Origin of the sequence: Pseudophaeobacter arcticus DSM 23566 (assembly GCF_000473205.1) — a bacterium.
In the GTDB taxonomy this organism is placed as follows: domain Bacteria; phylum Pseudomonadota; class Alphaproteobacteria; order Rhodobacterales; family Rhodobacteraceae; genus Pseudophaeobacter; species Pseudophaeobacter arcticus.
Window position 1 is genome coordinate 838,312 of the sequence record NZ_KI421507.1, and the last position, 16,715, is coordinate 855,026.

At 59.2% G+C, this 16,715-nt stretch carries 15 protein-coding genes; 12 read left to right on the top strand and 3 right to left on the bottom strand.

The features are described 5' to 3' along the window. Together ARCT_RS0107960 and ARCT_RS0107965 are read right to left on the bottom strand one after the other, a co-directional pair. On the bottom strand, positions 1–798 hold the full coding sequence (locus ARCT_RS0107960; RefSeq protein ID WP_027239589.1) for an urease accessory protein UreD: 798 nt from the start codon (positions 796–798) through the stop codon (positions 1–3). A 105-nt stretch (positions 799–903) separates the two neighbouring features. After that, positions 904–1,146 carry a hypothetical protein gene (locus ARCT_RS0107965; RefSeq protein ID WP_027239590.1) on the bottom strand — a complete coding sequence of 81 codons (243 nt, stop codon included), beginning with the start codon at positions 1,144–1,146 and terminating at the stop codon, positions 904–906. Positions 1,147–1,331: 185 nt separating this feature from the next. On the opposite strand from ARCT_RS0107965, the gene urtA reads away from it, so the two are divergent. The 11 genes from urtA to ARCT_RS25675 all read left to right on the top strand — a co-directional run bounded on the left by urtA (position 1,332) and on the right by ARCT_RS25675 (position 14,205). Continuing rightward, positions 1,332–2,612 (top strand): urea ABC transporter substrate-binding protein, encoded by a 1,281-nt coding sequence (urtA, locus tag ARCT_RS0107970; RefSeq protein ID WP_027239591.1) that lies wholly within the window; start codon positions 1,332–1,334, stop codon positions 2,610–2,612. A gap of 55 nt (positions 2,613–2,667) precedes the next feature. Further along, positions 2,668–4,635: an urea ABC transporter permease subunit UrtB gene (gene urtB, locus ARCT_RS0107975; RefSeq protein ID WP_027239592.1), complete on the top strand. Its 1,968-nt coding sequence runs from the start codon at positions 2,668–2,670 to the stop codon at positions 4,633–4,635. 4 nt (positions 4,636–4,639) lie between these two features. Next, positions 4,640–5,872, top strand: coding sequence for an urea ABC transporter permease subunit UrtC (urtC, locus tag ARCT_RS0107980; RefSeq protein WP_027239593.1), 1,233 nt, complete (start codon positions 4,640–4,642; stop codon positions 5,870–5,872). Continuing rightward, complete coding sequence (gene urtD / locus ARCT_RS0107985; protein WP_027239594.1) at positions 5,869–6,609, top strand: urea ABC transporter ATP-binding protein UrtD; 741 nt, start codon at positions 5,869–5,871, stop codon at positions 6,607–6,609. The genes urtC and urtD overlap by 4 nt, the downstream gene beginning before the upstream one ends. Positions 6,610–6,612: 3 nt before the next feature. Then, positions 6,613–7,308 (top strand): urea ABC transporter ATP-binding subunit UrtE, encoded by a 696-nt coding sequence (urtE, locus tag ARCT_RS0107990; RefSeq protein ID WP_027239595.1) that lies wholly within the window; start codon positions 6,613–6,615, stop codon positions 7,306–7,308. A 244-nt stretch (positions 7,309–7,552) separates the two neighbouring features. After that, positions 7,553–9,109 carry an ABC transporter substrate-binding protein gene (locus tag ARCT_RS0107995; protein WP_027239596.1) on the top strand — a complete coding sequence of 519 codons (1,557 nt, stop codon included), beginning with the start codon at positions 7,553–7,555 and terminating at the stop codon, positions 9,107–9,109. A 176-nt stretch (positions 9,110–9,285) separates the two neighbouring features. After that, positions 9,286–10,266, top strand: a complete 981-nt coding sequence (locus ARCT_RS0108000; protein WP_027239597.1) for an ABC transporter permease — start codon at positions 9,286–9,288, stop codon at positions 10,264–10,266. Then, positions 10,263–11,207 carry an ABC transporter permease gene (locus tag ARCT_RS0108005; protein WP_027239598.1) on the top strand — a complete coding sequence of 315 codons (945 nt, stop codon included), beginning with the start codon at positions 10,263–10,265 and terminating at the stop codon, positions 11,205–11,207. Before ARCT_RS0108000 ends, ARCT_RS0108005 begins: the two co-directional genes overlap by 4 nt. Before the next feature lie 5 nt (positions 11,208–11,212). Continuing rightward, positions 11,213–12,202 carry an ABC transporter ATP-binding protein gene (locus tag ARCT_RS0108010; RefSeq protein ID WP_027239599.1) on the top strand — a complete coding sequence of 330 codons (990 nt, stop codon included), beginning with the start codon at positions 11,213–11,215 and terminating at the stop codon, positions 12,200–12,202. Beyond that, a complete protein-coding gene (locus tag ARCT_RS0108015) occupies positions 12,202–13,224 on the top strand; it encodes an ABC transporter ATP-binding protein (protein ID WP_027239600.1) in 1,023 nt (340 codons plus the stop codon). The genes ARCT_RS0108010 and ARCT_RS0108015 overlap by 1 nt, the downstream gene beginning before the upstream one ends. A 30-nt stretch (positions 13,225–13,254) precedes the next feature. Continuing rightward, a complete protein-coding gene (locus tag ARCT_RS25675; protein ID WP_051360611.1) occupies positions 13,255–14,205 on the top strand; it encodes a LysR family transcriptional regulator in 951 nt (316 codons plus the stop codon). Positions 14,206–14,280: 75 nt separating this feature from the next. On the opposite strand, the gene ARCT_RS0108025 is transcribed toward ARCT_RS25675, so the two are convergent. Beyond that, on the bottom strand, positions 14,281–15,189 hold the full coding sequence (locus tag ARCT_RS0108025; protein WP_027239601.1) for a LysR substrate-binding domain-containing protein: 909 nt from the start codon (positions 15,187–15,189) through the stop codon (positions 14,281–14,283). Between the two features lie 135 nt (positions 15,190–15,324). Between ARCT_RS0108025 and ugpB the strand changes: the two genes are divergently transcribed. Then, positions 15,325–16,626, top strand: coding sequence for a sn-glycerol-3-phosphate ABC transporter substrate-binding protein UgpB (gene ugpB, locus ARCT_RS0108030; protein ID WP_027239602.1), 1,302 nt, complete (start codon positions 15,325–15,327; stop codon positions 16,624–16,626). Positions 16,627–16,715 lie beyond the last annotated feature (89 nt).

Here is a 16,715-nt window from a genome sequence, read left to right on the forward strand (position 1 = left end):
TCAGATCATCCAGCATCGGGGAAGGGTGCCCTGTGTCAGGCGGTTCAGGATCGGGATCAGGCTCAGGCGCAGCTCATGGGCATCAGCGGCAAGAATGCGCAGCAGCAACAGGTCTTCCCCAATCACCGAAGCACCGGCCTGGGCGGGCAGCATGGCCCGCAGCGGGGCCAACTGGCCGCCGGCATCCGGTGCCACATAGATCACGGAGACCAGCGCGCGCGCCCCTGCCGCCACATGCGGGCGGTCCAGTTGCGCCTGCATGTCACCGTCAAAGCGCATGGCGTCGCGGTAGAGCTCGGCGCCATTGCGACGCAGCACAATCCGGTCATGAAAGCGCCCCTGTGTCAGTGTTTCTCCCATGGCCAGGCGGCCAAAGACCAGCGGCTCCACCAGCAGGGCGGTGGCATCCGGAGCGAGATCCACATCGAGCCGACGCGACAGGGCGCAGCCTTGGAACAGAATGGTTTCCTGCGGCAGCCAGTTTACATGGCCACCTGCGGCAACAGTCAGTTTGGTCTGCAGCCGCCCGACTTCACCGGGCTGGGCGCGATAGGCGCGCTCAGCCGTCTGGCTGGTCAGGGTCAGGGCGGCATTGGCACCGACCGCGGCGTTGATACGCATATCGTCGCCGCCAGTGATGCCGCCGGCTGTGTTGATCAGCACCGCCTCTAGCGTTGTGGTCTTGGGGCGCGGAAACAGGCATCTAAACGAGCCGGACTGACGCAGCCGCTGCAGTGCTGATCCCCGAGAGGTCTGTTTGACCGAAAGGCCAACAGCCCCCTGCGCACGGGGCTGCACGGGGCGGGCAGGGGGGGCAGACCGGGCAAGGGCGATAGGCCGGGCGGCTTGCTGCGATATGTCAGCGGTCAGAGTAATGCCGGTCTCCTTTGGCAGGTTAGGGTCTTAGGCCCGTTTTGCCGGCCAGGTTTGCAGGTCAGGCTGCAGGCCCGACGACAGCAGCGGGTCGGCTGCAAGTCGGTTGCCCTTTTTTTCGGCAGTTCCGGTGAAAGGCTCCACAAAAACTTGCAAAAAGCCGCTTTTGAAAAACGCATTGCCTGTTTTTTGGTGCGCGACGCGCCTAAATGCCCAATTTTTGATCAATTTACAGTATGGCGGGGGAAAACGCGGCACCGCACGTTGCTTCAAATGCGGCAATGCAGAAGCACTATATGTGCCTGCCGAGAGCAATTGTTTTTGAAGGGTGTGTGACGACCAGACGAATTGCAGCTCTGACCGGCCGCCACACGGGTGCAACAAAGGTTGCGGGGACTGGGTACGGAAAGATGCGCGTTGACGCAAGCACCCCCGACCCCCTCCGCCGGGAGATAAACATGATCAATCTAAAAACCACTTTGGCAGCCACTGCCGCTGTCGCCGCCCTGAGCACACCGGCCCTGGCCGCCGATTGCACGTATAAAGTGGGCGTATTGCATTCGCTGTCGGGAACCATGGCGATTTCCGAGACCACGTTGAAAGACACCATGCTGATGCTGATCGACCAGCAGAACGCCGCTGGTGGTGTTCTGGGCTGTGAGCTGGAAGCGGTGGTTGTCGATCCGGCCTCTGACTGGCCGCTGTTTGCCGAAAAGGCGCGTGAATTGCTGACCGTACATGATGTCGATGTGATCTTTGGCAACTGGACCAGCGTCAGCCGCAAATCGGTTCTGCCGGTAATCGAAGAGCTGAACGGCCTGCTGTTCTACCCGGTGCAATATGAGGGAGAGGAAAGCTCCAAGAACGTGTTCTACACCGGTGCGGCCCCCAACCAGCAGGCAATCCCGGCGACAGATTACTTCCTCGAAGAGCTGGGCGTTGAAAAATTCGCGCTGCTCGGCACCGATTATGTCTATCCCCGCACCACCAATAATATCCTGGAAAGCTACCTGCAGTCCAAGGGCATTGCGAGCGAAGATATCTTTGTGAACTACACCCCCTTTGGTCACTCTGACTGGTCTAAGATCGTGGCAGATGTTGTTGCCCTGGCGGCAGATGGCAAAAAGGTTGGGGTGATTTCCACCATCAATGGCGATGCCAACATCGGTTTTTACAAAGAGCTGGCCGCAGCGGGCATTTCGGCCGATGACATCCCCGTGGTTGCCTTCTCGGTGGGCGAAGAAGAGCTGTCGGGTCTGGATACCTCCAACCTGGTGGGCCACCTGGCGGCCTGGAACTACTTCCAGTCGGCTGAAAGCGAGGCCAACACCGCCTTTATCGAGGCCTGGAAAACCACCATGGGCGATGAGCGCGTCACCAATGACCCAATGGAAGCCCATTACATCGGCTTCAACATGTGGGTAAACGCGGTGGAAGCGGCAAAAACCGCTGATGTGGATGCGGTGCGCAGCGCCATGTATGGCCAGGAGTTCCCCAACCTGACCGGCGGCACCGCCGTGATGCTGCCCAACCACCACCTGGCCAAGCCGGTGCTGATTGGCGAAATTCAGGAAGACGGCCAGTTTGACATCATCAGCCAGACCACCGAAGTCCCCGGCGACGCCTGGACCGACTTCCTGCCCGAAAGTGCGGTCTTGATGTCCGATTGGAAAGACATCGGTTGCGGTATGTATAACACCGAAACCAAAACCTGCGTTCAGCTGAACTCGAACTACTGATCGTAACAGTCCCGCAGGGGTATGCCCTTTGCGGGACATTGAAGGCACCAGCATCATGAGAACTTCCTTTTTGGCGGGCCTTCTGGTCCTTCTGTCCAGCCTTGCTGCCCTTGCTCAACAGGTGCCTGAACCAGCCCCGGTGCAAAGCATCCTGCAAGAGCAAAGCGCGCTGATCCAGAAAAGCTCACGCAAGACAATTGCCCCGGCCATCGCCGCCCTCGCCGAGAGCGGCTTGCCCCAGGCCCAGGCCGTGCTGGAGGCCTGGCAGGTCAAGGCCCTGTGGATGCGCATATCTGACGGGATGTTCTTTCGCGGCGAAAAGCTGGAAGGCCAAAACTATCGCCTGTTTGATTTTGATACCGGGCAGGCGGTTGGTGATGTGGCCAAATCGGACCTGAAACAGATCAAACCCAACAGCGGCATTCGGGCGCTGATCGCCACCGCGCTGGTGCAGTTTCAGCTATCCGACCCGGATCCTGCCCGCCGCGAGGAGGCGCTGCTGGCGATTGAACGCGCCCCCGCTGGTGCGCTGCTGGCGCCACTGCGCGCCTCGATCCCGGGCGAGACAGACCCGGTGCTGAAGGCGCGAAAGATGCGCATCGAGCAGCTTTTGACCATCGCCCACGGCACGGATGAGGCCCGCCGCGTTGCCACTATTCAATCCCTCTCCGGGGATCTGGGGCTGGACGTCCGGGCGACGCTCAATCCGCTGGTTTCGACCCAGCTGCGGGCCTTTGCAGGCGAGATCCCGGCGGGTTTGAACGTCGCGCGCAGGGTGGCGCCGGGGGCGGGCGCGCTGTCGCCGGATGCGGCCTATGATCTCCTGGTTGCGGCCAAACTGGCCCCGGCGCGGCTCTCCAGCGATGAGATCCGCACGACGTTGGCTGCCCATATCGAGGGTGGCCGGGTCGGAGGTGTTCCGCTGGCGCAGCTAAACAAGGAAGACACCCGTACACGCGCTTATGCTGCGTTGGTCGAGGCCGGACAGGCCCGGGCGCTGGTCAGCGCTGAGCAAATTACCCAGAGCCTGAACGCGCATGTGTTTGCCGAAATCTATGATGAACCCTCGGCGGTCATGACCCAAGCTGCGCAGGCGGCGCTCACTTCCATTGCCACCCAGGTGGCCGTTGGTCAGGCGGTAGATCTGACGCTGGATGCGCTGTCGCTGGCCTCGATCTATTTCCTCGCCGCCATTGGCCTTGCCATTACCTTTGGGGTGATGGGGGTGATCAATATGGCCCATGGCGAATTCATCATGATGGGGGCCTATACCGGCTATGTGGTGCAGCAGGTGATCCCCAACCATACGGTGTCGATCCTGGTGGCAGTGCCGCTGGCCTTTGCGGTGACCTTTGCCGCCGGGGTGGCGATGGAGCGGCTGGTCATTCGCTGGCTGTATAATCGTCCGCTAGAGACCCTGCTGGCCACCTTTGGCATCTCGATTGCGCTGCAACAGCTGGCCAAGAACATCTTTGGCACCCAGGCGCGCCCGCTGACCGCGCCGGGCTGGCTGGATGGCGCCTGGATCATCAACGATGTGGTCTCGATCAGCTATATTCGCATCGCGATCTTCATGCTGGCCCTGATTTTTCTGGGCGTGTTCCTGTTCATTATGCGCCGCACCCGGCTGGGGCTGGAAACCCGTGCGGTGACGCAGAACCGGGCCATGGCCGGGTCCATGGGGATCAACCCGGAGCGGGTGAATATGCTCACCTTTGGCCTGGGGTCCGGTATTGCCGGTATCGCAGGCGTTGCCATCGGACTGTTTGCCAAGGTGACCTCAGAGCTTGGCTCGGACTACATCGTCCAGAGCTTCATGACCGTGGTTGTCGGCGGGGTTGGCAATATCTGGGGCACCCTGGCAGGCGCCACCATGATTGGCTTTTTCCAAAAGGGCGTCGAGTGGCTGAACCCGTCGAACACCCTGGCGGCACAGACCTATATGATCGTCTTTATCATCGTCTTCATTCAATTTCGCCCACGAGGGATCATCGCTCTCAAAGGCCGGGCGGCAGGAGACTGAACCCATGTCCGACACATTCCTCAAACGAAACCCGTCGACGCTGGTGTTTCTGGCGGTGCTAGCGCTGTTTGTGCTGGGCGTGACCCTGTTGGCCGATGGCGCCGGGGCCGGGGTGATCTCGACCAGCTTTGTCAAAACTTTGGGCAAGACGCTGTGCCTGGCGCTGGTGGCGCTGGCGATGGATCTGGTCTGGGGCTACACGGGCATCCTGTCGCTGGGCCATTTTGCCTTCTTTGGTCTGGGCGGCTATATGATCGGCATGTGGCTGATGTATGCCCGCACGCAGGCGATTGTTGTCTCGTCGCTGTCTGAGGCACCGATCCCCGCAACCGATAGCGAGATTGTCGATGCCATTGGCAATCAGATCTTTGGCGTGGTGGGATCCAGCGAGTTTCCCCTGATCTGGATGTTTGCGGACAGTCTGCTGCTGCAGCTTGTGCTGGTGGTGGCGGTTCCGGGGCTGTTGGCGCTGGTCTTTGGCTGGCTGGCCTTCCGCTCGCGGGTGACCGGTGTGTACCTGTCGATCCTGACGCAAGCGATGACCCTGGGGCTGGCGCTCTATCTGTTTCAAAACGACAGTGGCTTGCGCGGCAACAACGGGCTGTCGGGGCTGCAGAACCTGCCGGGCATGGATCATGTGCCACAGGCGACCCTGTCGATCTGGTTCTTCTGGGCCTCGGCTGCGGCGCTGGCGCTGGGCTATCTGTTTGCGGCCTGGATTGTGGCAGGCAAGTTTGGCTCGGTGCTGCGCGGCATTCGCGACAACGAGGCCCGCGTGCGCTTTCTGGGCTATTCGGTCGAGGGCTACAAGCTGTTCATCTTTACCGTCACCGCGATCATCGCAGGTATCGCCGGGGCGCTGTATTATCCGCAGGCGGGTATCATCAACCCGGCGGAGATTGCCCCTGTTGCCTCGATCTATCTGGCGGTCTGGGTGGCCATTGGTGGGCGCGGACGGCTGTACGGGGCGGTGATCGGCGCCATCTTTGTCAGCCTGGTGTCCTCTTGGTTTACCGGCGGTCAGGCGCCGGATCTGAACCTTGGCTTTTACACTCTGAAATGGGTGGATTGGTGGCTGATTGTGCTGGGGCTGAGCTTTGTTCTGGTGACGCTTTTTGCGCCGCGTGGCATTGGCGGGCTGGTTGATCTGTGGAGCGACCGCCGCCAGCCCGACCGCCACGGCGCGGATCTGGGACCGGGCGTCGGCGCCCTGCGCGAAAAGGAGGCCGAGCAATGAGCATGCTTCTGGAAGTCTCGGGTGTCTCCGTCAGTTTTGATGGGTTCAAGGCGATCAACAACCTCAGTTTTGCCATTGGTCAGGCGGAAATGCGGGCGATCATAGGCCCCAATGGCGCGGGCAAGACCACCTTTATGGATATCGTCACCGGCAAGACCAAACCGGACGCGGGCCGGGTGACCTGGGGGCCGCGCAATATCTCGCTTTTGGGGATGAGCGAGGCGCGCATCGCCCGCGAGGGCGTTGGGCGCAAGTTCCAGAAACCCACGGTGTTTGAGGATCAGACGGTGCTGGAAAACCTGCTGATGGCGCTGCGCTCAAACCGCAGTCCCTTTGCGGTGATGTTCTATCGTGCCACCGCTGCCGACCTGGCGCGGGTGGATGCGCTGGCCAGTGAAATTGGCCTGGCAGAGGCGCTGGGGCGCAAATCCGGCGAGCTGAGCCACGGGCAAAAACAGTGGCTGGAGATTGGCATGTTGCTGGCGCAAGAGCCGCGTCTGTTGCTGGTGGATGAACCCGCAGCTGGCATGACCCCGGCCGAGCGTGAGCACACCACCGCCATTCTGGTCGAGGCCGCCAAGACCCGCGCGGTTGTGGTGGTGGAACATGACATGGAGTTTGTGCGCAGGCTGGATTGCCGCGTCACGGTCTTGCACGAGGGGGCTGTATTGGCTGAAGGCTCTTTGGATCACGTGACCGCCAACAGCCAGGTCATTGACGTTTATCTGGGGCGCTGACGAATGCTGACACTTGACGATTTCACCCTGCACTATGGTCATTCGCAAATCCTGCATGGGGTCTCGCTTGCGGCCAAGGCAGGGGCGGTGACCTGCGTGATGGGCACCAATGGGGTGGGCAAAACCAGCCTGATCCGGGCGATCTGCGGCCAGCATCTGCGCACAGGCGGGCGCATGGTTCTGGATGGCGAAGAGCTGCCGGTTATGGCCGCGCACAGGCTGGCGCAAAAGGGCGTCGCGGTGGTGCCACAGGGGCGGGAGATCTTTCCGCAACTCACCGTGCGCGAAAACATGGAAACCGGCTTTTCCTGCCTGCCCAAATCCGAACACCATATCCCGGATGAGCTGTTTGATTTGTTCCCGATCCTGAAGGGTTTTATCGACCGGCGCGGCGGTGATCTGTCGGGCGGGCAACAGCAGCAACTGGCCATTGCACGGGCGCTGATCACCCGGCCCAAACTCCTGCTGCTGGATGAGCCAACCGAGGGCATTCAGCCCAATGTGATCCAGCAGATCGGCGAGGTGATCCGGCTGTTGCGCGACCGGGGGGATATGGCCATTGTGCTGGTGGAGCAGTATTTTGATTTTGCCTATGATCTGGCAGATCACATCGTGGTGCTGCGCCGGGGCGAGGTCATCTTTGATGGCGAAAAGGCCAGCACCAGCCGCGAAGAGGTGCTGCCGAAGGTCTCGGTCTAGCGGTGGATCAGCCAGAAAAGGCCAGGGGGCACATCGTCTTGATTTGCGAGTAATCCATTCAGAACAGCGCTTTGCACCGGTTTGGGCCGGGCGCTGTTTGCTGTTTGGCGCCCGCGCGATATGCGCTCTATTCCCGATTTGCATGGGTGATTTGAAATTGGCATTGGCCCCTGTTGGGCGCCATGGCTTAGGTATCTCTCACTGTTTCAGGAGGCCAACCAAGGCGTCCGACATGGAGGGAAGAATGAACCAATTTATCCGCATCGCTGCGGCTGGTGTGATGTCGCTCGCCTTTGGCGCCGTGGCTCAGGCCGAAGTCACAGTCAAAGTTGCCTATGACGCCGACCCGGTGTCACTGGACCCACATGAGCAACTGTCCGGGGGCACGCTGCAGTTCTCGCATATGTCTTTTGACCCGCTGGTCCGCTGGACCCAGGACCTGCAGTTTGAACCCCGTCTGGCGACCAGCTGGGAGCAGATCGACGAAAACACCACGCGGTTTCACCTGCGCGACGGTGTGAAGTTTCATTCCGGCAACATGCTGACCGCAGCGGATGTCGACTGGACCTTTGATCGCCTGAAAGAAAGCCCCGATTTCAAGGGTATTTTCAGCCTGTTCACCGATGTGAAAGTGATCGACGATCTTACCTTTGATCTGATCACCTCGGAGCCCTATCCGCTGGTGCTGCACACGGTGACCTATATCTTCCCGATGGACAGCAAGTTCTACTCCGGCACCACTGAGGACGGCAAGGATCGCGCTGAGCTGGTCAAACACGGCGACAGCTTTGCCTCGCGCAATGTTTCCGGCACCGGCCCCTTTGTGGTCACCTCGCGCGAGCAGGGCGTCAAGATGGTCTTTGACCGTTTTGAGGACTACTGGGATACCGAAACCGCTGGCAATGTGGATCAGATCATCCTGACCCCGATCAAGGAAAGCCCCACCCGTGTGGCCGCCCTGCTGTCTGGCGATGTTGATTTCATCGCGCCGGTTCCCCCCACTGACCTGACCCGCGTTGACGAAAACGAAGGCACCAATCTGATCACCATGCCCGGCACCCGGATCATCACCTTCCAGATGAACCAGAACCGTGTCGAAGCGCTGAAAGATGCCCGCGTCCGCAAGGCCATCGACTATGCCGTCAATAACGCCGGTATCGTGGATCGCATCATGCGTGGCTTTGGCACCGTTGGCGCCCAGGCAAGCCCCGCTGGCTATCTGGGTCACAACGCCGATCTGGCCCCACGTTTTGACGTTGCCAAGGCCAAGGAACTGATGGCCGAAGCAGGCTATGCCGACGGGTTTGAGCTGACCATGATGGCGCCCAACAACCGCTATGTGAACGACGACAAGATCGCCCAGGCGGTTGCCTCGATGCTGGCAAAGATCAACATCAAGGTTGACCTGCAGACCATGCCAAAGGCCCAGTACTGGCCCGCCTTTGACGAGCGCGCAGCAGACATGATGATGATCGGCTGGCACTCGGATACCGAAGACTCGGCCAACTTCCACCAGTTCCTGAGCCATTGCTTCAATGAGGAAACCGGCAATGGTCAGTATAACTCGGGCAACTACTGCAACGAAGAAGCAGACATGCTGATGGCCAAGGCCAATTCGGAAACCGATCCTGAAAAGCGCGCCGAGATGCTGCAGCAGATGGAAACCATCCTCTACAACGAGGCGGCTTTCATCCCACTGCACTGGCAGAACCTTGCCTGGGGTGCGCGCAAAGGTGTTCACGCTGAATCCATCGTGAATGCACTGAACTTCCCTTACTTCGGTGACCTTGTCGTCGATTAAGGAAAGCTCCAACTTTAGGCCGGGGCGGGTCATGTCGACCCGTTCCGGCTTCTTTCCAAGACAGTTTGCTTTATGTCTGCGTCCTGTAGGTTCAGGAGGGTGACATCTGTTGCCGACTGCCACTTGCCCCAGGCCCCACTGCCCCAGGCCCCACTACCCCAGGAAGGTGTCAAAGCATGTTTGCTTACCTTGTGAAACGCGTGTTCCAGGCCATCGCGGTGATGTTTGTCATCTCGCTGATCGGTTTTGCCATTCAGGATAACCTTGGTGATCCGCTACGAGAGCTTGTCGGACAATCCGTAAGCGAAGAGGTTCGCCAGGAGCTGCGCGACGAGTTGGGGCTGAACGACAGTTTCCTCACCCAATATCTGCGCTTTGCCGGCAATGCGCTGCAGGGCGATCTGGGCACCAGCTATTTCTTCAAAGAGCCGGCGCTGGATGTGATCCTCAACAAGCTGCCCGCCACCCTGGAGCTGGTTCTGGGGGCTTCGTTCATCATCATCGGCCTGTCGATCCCGGTGGGCGTCTATACCGCCATCTACCCCAATACGATCCTCAGCCGTCTGATTATGGGGATTTCGATCATTGGTATTTCGATCCCGGTGTTTTTGACGGCGATCCTGATGATCTACGTGTTTTCAGTCGAATATGGTTGGTTCCCCTCATATGGTCGCGGTGATGTTGTGCATGTCTTTGGCTCTTGGGATACCAATTTTGCCACTGTGGATGGCTGGATGCATATCCTGCTGCCCTCAGTCGCGCTGGCCTCGATCATGCTGCCGCTGTTTGTGCGCCTGATCCGGGCGGAAATGATGGAAGTGCTGCAGAGCGAATATGTGAAATACGCCAAAGCCAAGGGTATCCGGCCCTGGCGGATCTATTTTGTGCATGCGCTGAAGAACACTCTGCTGCCAGTGATCACCGTGGGCGGGGTGCAGATCGGCACCATGGTGGCCTATACCATCCTGACCGAAACGGTGTTCCAGTGGCCGGGCATGGGCTTCATGTTCCTGGAGGCGGTGAACCGCGTCGATACCCCGCTGATCGTGGCCTATCTCATCGTTGTTGGCTTTATCTTTGTTGTCACCAATACAATCGTTGACCTGATCTACGGGCTGGTCAATCCCACCGTCAATCTTGCGAGGATGGGCGCATGAGCAGCCTGAATACCACCGCCGAACCATCGCGCTGGGCGCAGATCTGGAATTCCAACATCGGCTACAGCTTCCGGCGCAACCCGGTGGCCATGGTCTCATTGGCCGTCTTCATGGTGATTGCGGTGATGTCGTTCTGCGCGCCGCTGATTGCGCCCTTTGATCCCTATGATCAGGGACAGATCGACATCATGAACAGCGAATACCCCCCCGTTTGGGTCGATGGGGCTGATGCGCAGTTCATGCTGGGCACCGATGATCAGGGCCGCGATCTGTGGTCGACCATCCTATATGGCACCCGCCTGTCGCTGCTGATTGGCATCTGTGCGGTGGGGCTGCAGGCCTTTCTTGGTATCTCGATTGGTCTGATCGCCGGCTATGTCGGTGGGCGCATCGACAGCCTGCTGATGCGACTGGCCGATATCCAGCTGTCGTTTTCCACCCTGATGGTGGCGATCATCTTTCTGGCGGTGACCCAGGCGATGTTTGGGTCAGAAACCTTCAACCAATATGCAATCTATTTCCTGGTTGCGGTGATTGGCGTGGCGGAGTGGCCGCAATATGCCCGCACCGTGCGCGCCACCGTGCTGGCCGAGAAAAAGAAGGAATATGTCGACAGCGCCCGGGTGCTGGGCTTTGGCCCGATGCGCATCATGGTGCGTCACATCCTGCCCAACTCGCTGTCGCCGATCTTTGTGATCTCCACCGTGCAGGTGGCCAATGCGATCATTTCCGAGGCCTCGCTGTCCTTCCTCGGGCTGGGCATGCCGCCCAGCCAGCCGTCGCTGGGGTCGCTGATCTCTTCCGGGTTTGACTATATCTTTTCGGGAAGCTGGTGGATCACCGCCATTCCCGGCATCGTGCTGGTGGTTCTGGTGCTGGTGATCAATCTGTTGGGTGACTGGCTACGCGATGCCCTGAACCCCAAACTGTATAAGGGATAAGCGCAATGTCCTTGCTTTCCGTGCGCGACCTGAGCGTGAAATTCGCCATGCGCGACAATACCGTCACCGCCCTCAATCAGATCAGCTTTGATCTGGCCAAGGGCGAACGCCTGGGCATTGTCGGGGAATCCGGCGCCGGCAAATCCATCACCGGCTTTGCCCTGATGAACCTGCTCAGCCGCCCTGGCTTTGTGGATAGTGGCAAGATCCTGTTTCAGGGCGATGATATCGCCCAGATGTCGGATGCCCAGATGCGCCGCATTCGCGGCAATCAGATGGCGATGATCTTTCAGGATCCCATGGTGACGCTGAACCCGGTGCTGACCATTGGCCAGCAGATGGTGGAAACCCTGATGGCGCATCGCAAGCTCAGCAAGGCGGAGGCGGCACAGATCGCCATCGTCAAGCTGCGCGAGGTCTATATTCCCTCTCCCGAGGAGCGTCTGGACCAATACCCGCACGAGCTGTCGGGCGGCATGCGCCAGCGGATCATCATCGCCATTGCCCTGCTGCTGGACCCGCAGCTGATCATCGCGGATGAGCCGACAACGGCGCTGGATGTGACCATACAGGCCGATATCATGGAGCTATTGCTGGAGCTGTGTGAATCCAACAAGGTCGGCCTGATCCTGATTACCCATGATCTGGGGGTGGTCAGCCAGATGACCGAACGCACTCTGGTGATGTATGCCGGGCGGATCATCGAATCCGGGCGCACCCGTGAGATCATCAACGACCCGCAGCACCCCTATACCCAGGGGCTGATCAACGCGCTGCCGCAGCAGACCAAACCGGGCCAGCGGTTGAAACAGATCCCGGGCAATATGCCCTCGCTGACCTCCATTCCCAAGGGCTGCCCCTTTAGTCCGCGCTGCGAATATGTGCAGGATCACTGCCGGACTGAGGCGCCAAAACCGGTGCAATACACCCATGTCCAGGTGGCCTGCCACGAGGTCAACCGATTGCACAGCGACAAAGCTGAGGAGATGAACTGATGACGACACCTCAGCCCCTGTTGAAGATCGACAATCTGGAAAAGCGCTTTGAGCTGGACCGTGGCTTTCTTGAAACCCTGAAGTTCAAGGGTGGCAAGCTGGTTCAGGAAAAGCGCGAAGTCCATGCCGTCAACGATATCTCGCTGGAGGTCGCCGCCGGAGAGGCGCTTTGTGTGGTGGGCGAAAGCGGCTGTGGTAAATCCACCGTGGCCCGGTTGATTGCAGGCCTGCTGACGCCCAGCAGTGGGGAAATCCACTACGGCGGCGAACGCATTGATAACCGCTCGCGCCGCGCAATGATGCCGCTGCGCAAAAAGATGCAGATGATCTTTCAGAACCCCTATGCATCGCTGAACCCGCGTATGACCATCCAGCAGGCGCTGGAAGAACCGGTACGCTATCACAATCCCGCCCTGTCCAGGGGCGAGGTGCGCGACAAGGTGGCAGAGGTGATGCGGTCGGTGGGCGTGGATCCCAGTTGGGCCGGGCGCTATCCGCATGAGTTCTCTGGGGGCCAGCGTCAGCGGATCGCCATTGCGCGGGCTTTGACGGTGGATCCTGAATTCATTATCGCGGATGAGCCGATTTCGGCGCTGGATGTGTCGATCCAGGCGCAGGTGCTGAACCTTATGCTGGAGGCCAAGGATCAGCGCGGCCTCACCTATCTGTTCATCACCCATGATCTGAGCGTGGTGCAGCACTTTGGCACCAAGGTCGCGGTGCTTTATCTGGGCTCGGTCTGCGAGCTGTCGGATACGGCCACGCTGTTTGAGAACCCCAAGCATCCCTATACCCGTGCTTTGCTTTCTGCGGTTCCGCAGTTAAAAGATGATCATCCCAACCACATCAGATTGCGTGGCGAAATTCCGACACCGATCAACCTGCCACAGGGATGCCCGTTTGAAAGTCGCTGTGCCCATGCCAATAGCCGGTGCCAGAATGAAAAACCCCGTCCCCAGCTGCAGCCAGACGGGGCCCTGGTGGCCTGCCATGCCGTCGAAGAAGACCGGCTGGACGGGTAGGGCCCGGAAGGCGCGGAACGGAATGACACAGTGGACATAGCCTGGCTCAGAGACTTTGAGGCCTTGGTCGCGCAGAAGAATTTCTCGCGCGCGGCCGAAGAGCGTAATGTCAGCCAGCCGGCCTTTTCCCGGCGCATTCGGGCGCTGGAGGAGGAATTTGGCGTCAAATTGATCAATCGCCAGACCCTGCCGCTGTCGCTGACCCCGGCGGGGGAGGTGTTTCTGGCCCAGTCGCGCGTCATGCTGCGTACCTATGACGAGACGCTGGAGCGCTGCCAGATCATTGATGCGGCTGGCGAAAATGTCATTCGTTTTGCCACCTCGCAGTCGCTCTATATGACGCATTACAAAACCCATATCGCCCCCTTGGTGACGGAGGGCGGGCTGGAGATTGATTTGAACTCCACCGGCTGGGCGGCGGATCAGTTTGTGTCAGCCCTGCAGCAGCGCTATTGCGATGTGATCCTGACCTATTGGCATCCTTCAATGGATGCGCTGGCGCCGCTGGCGTTGGGGAACTGTGACCATATCACCTTGACCAAAGATAGCTTTGTGCCGGTGTCCAAATCCGGGCCAGACGGGCCGTTGCATCATTTTGATATCCCTCCCAAAAAGCCGGTGTCGCTGTTGTCCTACGGGACGGTCTCGGCGTTGCGCTCGGTGGTGGAACATGCCCTGCGGCAAAATGCTGATGGCCCCAAGACGCTGGTGGTGAACCAAAGCGCGCTGGCCAATTCTGTCAAGGCCATGGTGCTTGAGGGCTTTGGCCTTGGCTGGTTGCCGCAGGAGCTGTGCAAGGAGGAGCTGGCAGAGGGGCGGATGCAGATCGTTGGTCACCCGCAACACCGGCATCCGCTGGAAATTCGGCTTTACCGTGACAAGGAAAACAGCAAGCCGACGCTGAACCGCCTGTGGCGTGATATGCAGGCGCTTTCCGCCGGTCCGACAGACACCACAGGTACTCCGGGCGCCGCGTCCTAGCCCATAGGCAAGGTGCCTGGGGGATTGGCCTGGGGGAACGGCCTGTGAGATCGGCCTGGGGAATTTGCCTGGCGGCTATCGCGGGGCGGGGTCGGCGGTATAGGGCTGTAGGCTTTCCAAAAAGGTATCGACAAAATCCAGCGAGAGCAGAGACCTGCTGCCAGAGGCGGGCCGCAGTATGGACAGCCAGTGGGAAATCTCAGGGTCAAAGGGGCGGGACTGGACGTTTTTTGACTTGAACTGATCCGCATCCAGAGCGCTGACAACAGAGACCCCCTGACCTTCGGCCACCATAAGGCAAGCGGTCGAGAACTGGCGGACTTCGACCCAGGAATTCAACAGCACACCATGATCTGAAAAGGCCTGCGACAGGCTGGTGAAAAATGGGCTGCCCTTGCGGGTGTGGATGATTTTTTCATCCACCAGATCCATCGGCGAGATACGCTCCAGTTTTTCAAGCCGATGACCGCGTGGGAAAATGCAAACCGTTTTGATGGCAATATCAATATGTTCAACGGCCGGATGGCCAGAGAATCCATCTGTTATGCCACAGTCATATTGCTCCCCTATGATCCACTCCAGGATCCGTTCCGGGCGGTCCGGCTCAAGCGTGAGATTTACGCCGGGGCGCTGCTGCAGGAACTTGGCGAGCAGTTTTGGCAGATGGGAGCTGGCAAAGCCCGGCAGGCAGGCAATACGCAGATGCCCGGCGGTGCGATCCGTCAGGTCACGGTTGAGTTCTTCGAGATGGCGCAGGCTGTCAAAGACCCGGCCAACTTCGGACAACAGGTAGCGCGCTTCGCTGGTGGGAATCAGCATGCCGTCCTTGCGCTGGAACAGCTCGATCGCAACCGAGTTGGAAAAGTCGGACAAGAGGCGACTGGTGGCGGGCTGCGAAATGCCCAAAGTTTTTGCAGCCCGGGTGACCGATCCGGTCTGCGCAACGGCCTGAAAGGCCTCTAACTGCCTCAGCTTGAATTTCAATGGCTTAGCCCCAGATTTGCGGAGAGTTCGAGAAATTTCATAACACTATGTTATGCCTGATGTCAAAAAACTTTCACTTGCATTATGCCTATTTCTGCTCACTCTTTGGGCATCAGATGAACGGGGAGTACTCACATGTCTATCAAATCACTTCTTTGCACGTCGGCCATCCTGGCCTCGACCGCAGGTGTTGCCTTTGCTGAAACCGAGGTTCAGTGGTGGCACGCCATGGGCGGCGCAAATGGCGAACGTGTCAACAAAATCGCCGAAGATTTCAACGCCACGCAGAGCGACTACAAGGTCGTTCCTGTCTACAAGGGCAACTATACCGAAACCATGACCGCCGCGATTGCGGCTTTCCGTGCCAAAGAGCACCCGCAGATCGTGCAGGTTTTTGAAGTTGGCACCGCCACCATGATGGCCGCCAAGGGTGCGATCTATCCAGTTGAACAATTGATGAAAGACGCCGGCGAGCCCTTTGATGGCGACGCCTTCCTGCCTGCGGTTGTGTCCTACTATGAAACCCCCGAAGGTGAGCTGCTGTCGATGCCTTTCAACAGCTCGACCCCGGTCATGTGGTACAACAAAGACGCGCTGGACGCGGCGGGTGCCGCGGTTCCAGAAACCTGGGATGATGTGAAGGTTGCAGCGCAAAAGCTGGTCGACAACGGCATGGAATGCGGTGTCTCCTTTGGCTGGCAGTCCTGGGTCATGATCGAGAACTTCTCGGCCTGGCACAACATGGAAATGGGCACCAAGGAAAACGGCTTTGCCGGGTTCGACACCGAGTTCAACTTTAACAACCCTGCGGTTGCCGCCCGTCTGGACGACATTGCCTCGATGACCGAAGGCAACCTGTTCAAATATGGTGGCCGTCGTGGCGACAGCCTGCCGATGTTCACCAATGGCGAATGCGGCATGTGGATGAACTCCTCTGCCTATTACGGCTCGATGAAAGAGCAGGCCAATTTTGAATTTGGTCAGACCATGCTGCCGCTGGATACCAATGTGGCGGATGCACCGCAGAACTCTGTTATCGGTGGCGCAACCCTGTGGGTTCTGGCCGGTCACGAGGACGAAGAATACAAAGGCACCGCAAAGTTCCTGACCTATCTGTCTTCGCCAGAAGTACAGGCCTGGTGGCACCAGGAAACCGGCTATGTGCCGATCACCACTGCCGCCTATGAGCTGTCCAAGGCGCAGGGGTTCTATGACGCCAACCCCGGCACCGACATCGCCATCAAACAGCTGAGCCTGAACACACCTACGCCAAACAGCCGTGGTCTGCGCTTTGGCAACTTTGTCCAGGTGCGTGACGTGATCAACGAAGAACTGGAAGCGCTCTGGGCGGGTGACAAAACCGCAACCGAGGCACTGGATGCAGCGGCTGAGCGTGGCAACACCCTGCTGCGTAAATTCGAGCGCTCCGTAAAATAAGCAGCTCTTGATACTCACGACCATGCCGCCCTCGGGCGGCATGGTCTCGTTTTATGCGCCAATTCTATGGCGTCCTACGCGCCGCTTAG